Source organism: Pseudomonas sp. A125 (assembly GCF_055409485.1).
Genome location: NZ_JBUZVP010000087.1, coordinates 1 through 1,100, shown reverse-complemented (window position 1 = coordinate 1,100; position 1,100 = coordinate 1). Strand labels below are relative to the sequence as shown.

The 1,100-nt window shown below is 59.9% G+C and carries 1 protein-coding gene; it reads right to left on the bottom strand.

The window, feature by feature from the left end:
- Positions 1 to 1,100: Tn3 family transposase (locus ACZRN6_RS36510; RefSeq protein ID WP_464009962.1), on the bottom strand; the 1,100-nt coding region annotated here is incomplete at both ends.

Genomic DNA, 1,100 nt, shown 5'->3' with positions numbered 1-1,100 from the left:
CTCAATGCGGTTCTGCGAGCGGTGAACATTACGCTCCAGTTGCGGGTCGCGCAGGTAGCGCAGTGTGTAGATACTGCGGATGAGCTTGTCGAACTCGAAGATTGCGCGCCGCGTCGGGTTCGGCGCCGTATAGGTGCACAGCTTGCGGATCAGCGTGCCCTGCGTCATTTCCTTCAGGCCCAGTGTGGCGACGATTCGGTCGATGTTCGCCTTCTCACCGACGATGAGTTGCCGGTCGATCTGGCCAGCCGGCCGGATCAGGCATTTCTCGTACAATGCCAGATCATCGGCGCAATACAGCTCCTGCAACTGGTCGTCGAGGTCGGTGAAGCGCGGCTCGAAACGAAGTCCGAACCAGTGCAGGATGGCGAAGTTGGCCTTGTTGATGCTGTGCATGTCGCCGGTGATCGCGCTCGGCACGATGTCCGACGTGTTGCGGTACCAGATGTCGAACACGTGGTGAGCCTCGTACTCGTGTGCGCCTATCAGGTAGCCGTTCAACGGCACGTGATTGCACAGCAGCGTGTAGGCGACGACGCCCTTGCCGCGGCCGAAATATTTGCGCGAGTAGCGCGCCTTCACAGTTGGTCGCTCGACGCCGAATTTCTGCCCATCAACGGCACCGTACAACGAATCGAGGTCGAACGAGTAATGCGGGAAGATCGGCAGTGCGGCGATGGCGTTGCTGATGCAATCGTTGGCCACATGTAGCGTCGCCTGGCGCAGGTACTGCTGGTAGGTACTCTCCAGGACGTGGTACGGGATGTCGCTGGTACGTGCCATAACCTGGTTGCCGTGGTTCATGGCTTGGGCAATGATCACCGCCATCAGACTGTCGGCGTCGGCTACCTTCTTCGCATAGCGTGGCTGCAATGGTGTCAGCGCCGACAGGAACTGGCACTGGCCGTTGACGAAGCGAAACACGTCGGCGACATCGCAGTATGGCAGTTGCTCGTAGAGAGCTTGCTCGCGCGCCTTCTGGTTCTCCCCCTTGGGCTTGCGCCAGGTCAGTCTCTGCGTGTCCTTGTCGTATTCCAGGTGCGTCAGCTTGCCCTGTTTCAGCTCGCGATTGAACGCCACCCATTGCGCACGCAACTCGG